The organism is Trinickia sp., assembly GCF_036503415.1.
Lineage (GTDB): Bacteria > Pseudomonadota > Gammaproteobacteria > Burkholderiales > Burkholderiaceae > Trinickia.
In genome coordinates this window covers 1-4283 of record NZ_DASXWY010000137.1, presented here as the reverse complement: position 1 = coordinate 4283, position 4283 = coordinate 1, and the positions used below count along the sequence as shown (strand labels likewise).

4 protein-coding genes are annotated in these 4283 nt (G+C 60.7%); 3 read left to right on the top strand and 1 reads right to left on the bottom strand.

Annotation, left to right across the window (positions count from 1 at the left end; all coding sequences use genetic code 11):
• Positions 1-271: 271 nt before the first annotated feature.
• The 3 genes from VGL01_RS17480 to VGL01_RS17470 all read left to right on the top strand — a co-directional run bounded on the left by VGL01_RS17480 (position 272) and on the right by VGL01_RS17470 (position 3308).
• Positions 272-823 (top strand): hypothetical protein, encoded by a 552-nt coding sequence (locus tag VGL01_RS17480; protein WP_331571501.1) that lies wholly within the window; start codon positions 272-274, stop codon positions 821-823.
• Positions 813-1901: a hypothetical protein gene (locus VGL01_RS17475; protein WP_331571500.1), complete on the top strand. Its 1089-nt coding sequence runs from the start codon at positions 813-815 to the stop codon at positions 1899-1901. The genes VGL01_RS17480 and VGL01_RS17475 overlap by 11 nt, the downstream gene beginning before the upstream one ends.
• A gap of 138 nt (positions 1902-2039) precedes the next feature.
• A complete protein-coding gene (locus tag VGL01_RS17470) occupies positions 2040-3308 on the top strand; it encodes a glycosyltransferase (RefSeq protein ID WP_331571498.1) in 1269 nt (422 codons plus the stop codon).
• Positions 3309-3333: 25 nt separating this feature from the next.
• On the opposite strand, the gene VGL01_RS17465 is transcribed toward VGL01_RS17470, so the two are convergent.
• Positions 3334-4283 (bottom strand): hypothetical protein (locus VGL01_RS17465; protein WP_331571496.1); only part of this gene is annotated, 950 nt, incomplete at its 5' end.

Sequence of the window (4283 nt, the reverse complement as noted above, 5' to 3'; positions counted from 1 at the left end):
AGGATTTGACGCTTGGGCGGCACGATTTTGCCGACCCGGTTCATGGTGTAGACGTATTGGGCCATGTGCGGGGAAACGGAAATTGAGAGAAAACGCTAGTCTTACACGTTACCGGGTGGGCGCGCAAAGAAGCGTGCGTTTTGAAGGTCGCTGCGGGAGCGGGGCCTTCGGGTGGGTGAGTTATGGATGACTAGCTCAAAACGCTTGCTCTCAGTGAAATGAGACAGCCGGCGTGCGAAAATCTCCGGCTTCAGCCCTATCGTGGATCCGCATGGACGAAGAGCGCGAACCTATTCCACTGAATCCGTCAAACGAAGCGTTCAGGCAGCTCACACCCTACTTTGGCGGGATGTGCTGTGAGGCTGCTGCTTATTGCTTCTCGAAGAATGGTCATCGGATTCCGACGAGCACGGCGTTGACGGGATGCGACCCGTCACGGGCCGCTTTTGAATGGACTGTTCCACCAGCCGAAGCGGACGCAACTTATCGAGACAGGGACGTTGCTGCGGAGAACGGCGCTTACGCGCTCGCCATCGCGCTGCTTCACCGATTGCACGGCTATCGCGTCATTGAACGCTCGGCGAAGGGAACAGGCTTCGACTTTTGGCTCGGTCGAGCGTCCGGGGGCCTTCCGTTCAACGACAGGACCAGATTGGAAGTTTCCGGCATCTTCTCGGGGACATCGCGCGTGAGTTCACGGCTGAAAAGAAAGCTCGCGCAGATGGCGCCAAGCGACAACAGCGGAAAGGGCGTCGCAGTAGTTGCCGAGTTCGGGGGGCCGACGGTCGCTGTCGCAGCCAAGGAGGCGAGCGATGGACGTTGATGACCAAGTCGCATCCCTTCATCGGGCGGCCATGGAGCACGCTGACGCGGCGCTCTATTTTCAGTCGCATGGTGATTTCACTCGCTTCCGCGATGAGACTCGGCTGGCCGCAGCGCTCGAAGAGGAGGCCGCGAATCTGTTGCCTTGCTCCCAGGCGTCGGAACCGACGCGCACGGTACTGCTACGAAGCGCGGCGACACTCGCACTGCGATGCAATGAATTAGAGCGTGCCGAAAAACTCGCGGCGATGGCTCTGCTCGGATTTGGCCCAGACGGGATCAAGGAAGAAGTCAGGGATGTGCTTGAGCAGGTCCATTTCGGGCGGCATATGGCAGCGAGAGGCATTACGCTCGAAGACGGAGAATTGCAGGTCTCGCTGGCAGGCCGGGGCGTGTCCTTTGGGATGATTGCGGTCAGTCAGTATCTCGACCGGGCCAAGAGCATTGGTAATCTGCTACGCCGTACCGCGGAACGTGTGCTCGGACTGCCGTTTCAGAAACACCGTGGCCGGAGTCGAGAGCCGTTTCCTATTTTCATGAGTGCGCCGAGAGCGTCCAGTTATGCGATTACCTATCGGCTCGGTGGCGCTCAATCGTTTCTCGGCGGAATGCGCGGCCCGGATGCGGTCGTGGCGACATTGTTCGACGATATTCAGGCGGTGAATGAGCGCGACTGGCGGCAACTGCGGGAACGCATTATCGATCAGGACTATTTTCTGAACTTCGTGGCGCTGCTTCGGCAGATCGCGCCCGACGGGACTGATATCCGCCTTGTCGGGTTCTCGTCTTGCATAGGGGGCGAACGCAGGGAGATTCCGTTCTCGCAGCCTCGCCGGGAGCTTTTGATCGATACCGAAAGCGATATTGGGCAAGAAGTTGAGGTGATAGATGGTTTGCTTGTCGGAGCCGATCGCGGGACGAACATTGTCAAAGTTGGAAACAATCGTATTCGCGTACCCCCGGGTCTTATCGACGACATCGTGCGGCCCCTTTGGGGGCAATCGGTCCGGGCGACGGTCGAGCGCCGCCCGGGCACTGCGAACCGTGTATTGAAGGACGTGGAACCGCTGGACGAGTAAGGAGGAAACAGCACCTGGCTGAGGATGCGGATTTCGGTGCGAGCGTGGTTGAACGCGCCCCGGCGCAATGAATGGATAGCCGGCCGCGCCGGCGCCATTTCGATAAGCTGGCGCAAGCCGTCATTGGAAGGGCACACGATGAAATTTGCCGTGGTGACTTATGGAACCGAAGGAGATACGCGTCCGCTCGCCGCATTGTGCCGCGCGCTGATCGATGCGGGTCATGAAGCGCGTATTTTGGCCGATGCATCGACGCTGACGAGTGCGGCGGCGCTTGGCGTGCCCGCGTCGCCACTGACGGGCGACATCAAGCGAGCCTTGATGCCTGGCGAGGCGTTGTCGAATGTCGTTGGCGGTAAAACGAATTTTTCGAACACGGCCCGTGCGCTGGCGGAAATCGCGAACGCGAATACGATGGTCTGGATGCGCGAGACGCTGGACGCGGCGCGTGGCTGTGATGCACTGATCGTATCGGCGCTGGCGTCGTTTGTCGGGCTGTCTGTAGCCGAGTGCCTGGGCATCCCCGCTATCGGCGCCGGTATGATTCCGATCACGCCGACCGCTGATTTCGCGTCACCGTTTTTGCCGCCCGGCAAGCTGCCGGGCTGGCTCAACCGCACGAGCCATCGTTTCGTCAATGCGATGCTCTGGCGTGCGTTTCGCAAAGCGACGAACGCGGCGCGAGCGAGCGTTTGTGGGCTCCCCGCACGCGAGCGCGTGTGGACTGAACACCCGATTCTTTACGGTGTGTCGCCGAGCCTTCTGCCACAGCCTCACGATTGGCCGCCGCAGGCGCGTATTTGCGGGCAATGGAGACCGCCGGGTGCGCGCGAATGGTCCGCTCCGAAGCCGCTCGCCGATTTCCTAGCGGCGGGGGAGGCACCGATCTATATCGGCTTTGGCAGCATGGCAGGCTTTGATCGGCGCAAACTTGGCGAAGCATTGATCGGGGCCGTCGGGGGGCGCCGCGCCCTCTTTCACCCGGGGTGGAGCGGCATAGATGGCAACGCGCTGCCTGCGAATTTCCATGTGGTTGCAGATACGCCGCATGAGTGGCTCTTTCCGCGCACCTCGATGGTCGTTCACCATGGGGGAGCCGGTACGTCTCACTCGGCGGCGCGTGCGGGGGTGCCTTCCGTCGTCGTTCCCTTTGCGGCCGATCAATTCTTTTGGGCCGATCGACTCGCTAAGCGCGGCATCGCACCGGCAGCCGTGCAAGGAAAGCGGGTATCGGCGGCGGCGCTGGCACGCGCCATCGATTTCGCGTCGCGTGCGCAAGTGCGCACGCGCGCGGCCGCAATCGGTGCGGCGATGGCACAAGAAGACGGCCTCGGCGAGGCCGTGCGGACGATCGAGTCGATTGCGCGTGCGGGGAGTCGGGCCGGGTTGGCGGAGCTCAGATGTTGAAGTGGCACCCCGCGGTTTTGGTCTTTCATGACGATTGCGCGCCTGGAGATATTTCAGCGGCAGGTCTGGGTGCAGCAGCGTAGAACACGCGGAACCACATTCGGTGAGCCACGCCAATTCCGGCGAGCAGTGTAACGATCAGCATGCCGGACATCGGATTAACCGTGCCAGGCACGTTGCCCAATAGGCGCAGCGCCCCATAAGCCAGCAGCGAAACAGATGCCATCGCCGCAAGCGACGCCCCCAGTAGACGCCAGCCGTGCAGTCGACTGAGATTACGCGGCAGGCCGAGCATCGCGCCCGCGAAGACCAAGGCTGTCGGAACGGCAACCGTGCCAATGTAGTCAAACATCACGAGCTTGAGATCATCGTCAAAGTAGTCGAGCAACATAGGCGTCGCTTGTGTCATAAACGACAGTAGTACGGTAGCGAACATCCAAGCCGCGAGGCCGGCAATGCGCCGCCGTGCGTTAGCGGGCGGTGCCAGCGGTAATGCATCTTTGCGCAGCATGTGTGTAATGAATCGCCACGTCAGCCAAGCCACGAGCGCATACAGAACGACATTCAGCAAGCTGATGATCGTCACGATGAAATTCAGCATGGCGGAGCCGTCGTTCAAATGTCGGATCAGCGCTTCGAACATCAATCTCTGCGCGATCTCCCAACCCACCAGGCATGATGCATAGATCGTCAGCAGCAACGCCGGGCGACGGAATGCAAGCTGACCTCGCTGTTCCCCGTGCCATAGAACAATCAGGAAAACCAAACCGGTTCGATACACCAGGCTACTAATAAGATTGGTCAGGTTCACGGCCAATACGTCCGCGGACAGAAAAGATGCCTTCGCCAGGCCGTAGTAGCCATATAGAAACGGCGCAGCGGCGATGGCCGCCGCGATGACTGCGGCTGCACGGGGCAACGAGCCGGGGCGGGATTGTGAATTCATGTTGACTCCGGTGGCAAGCGAGGTCTCGC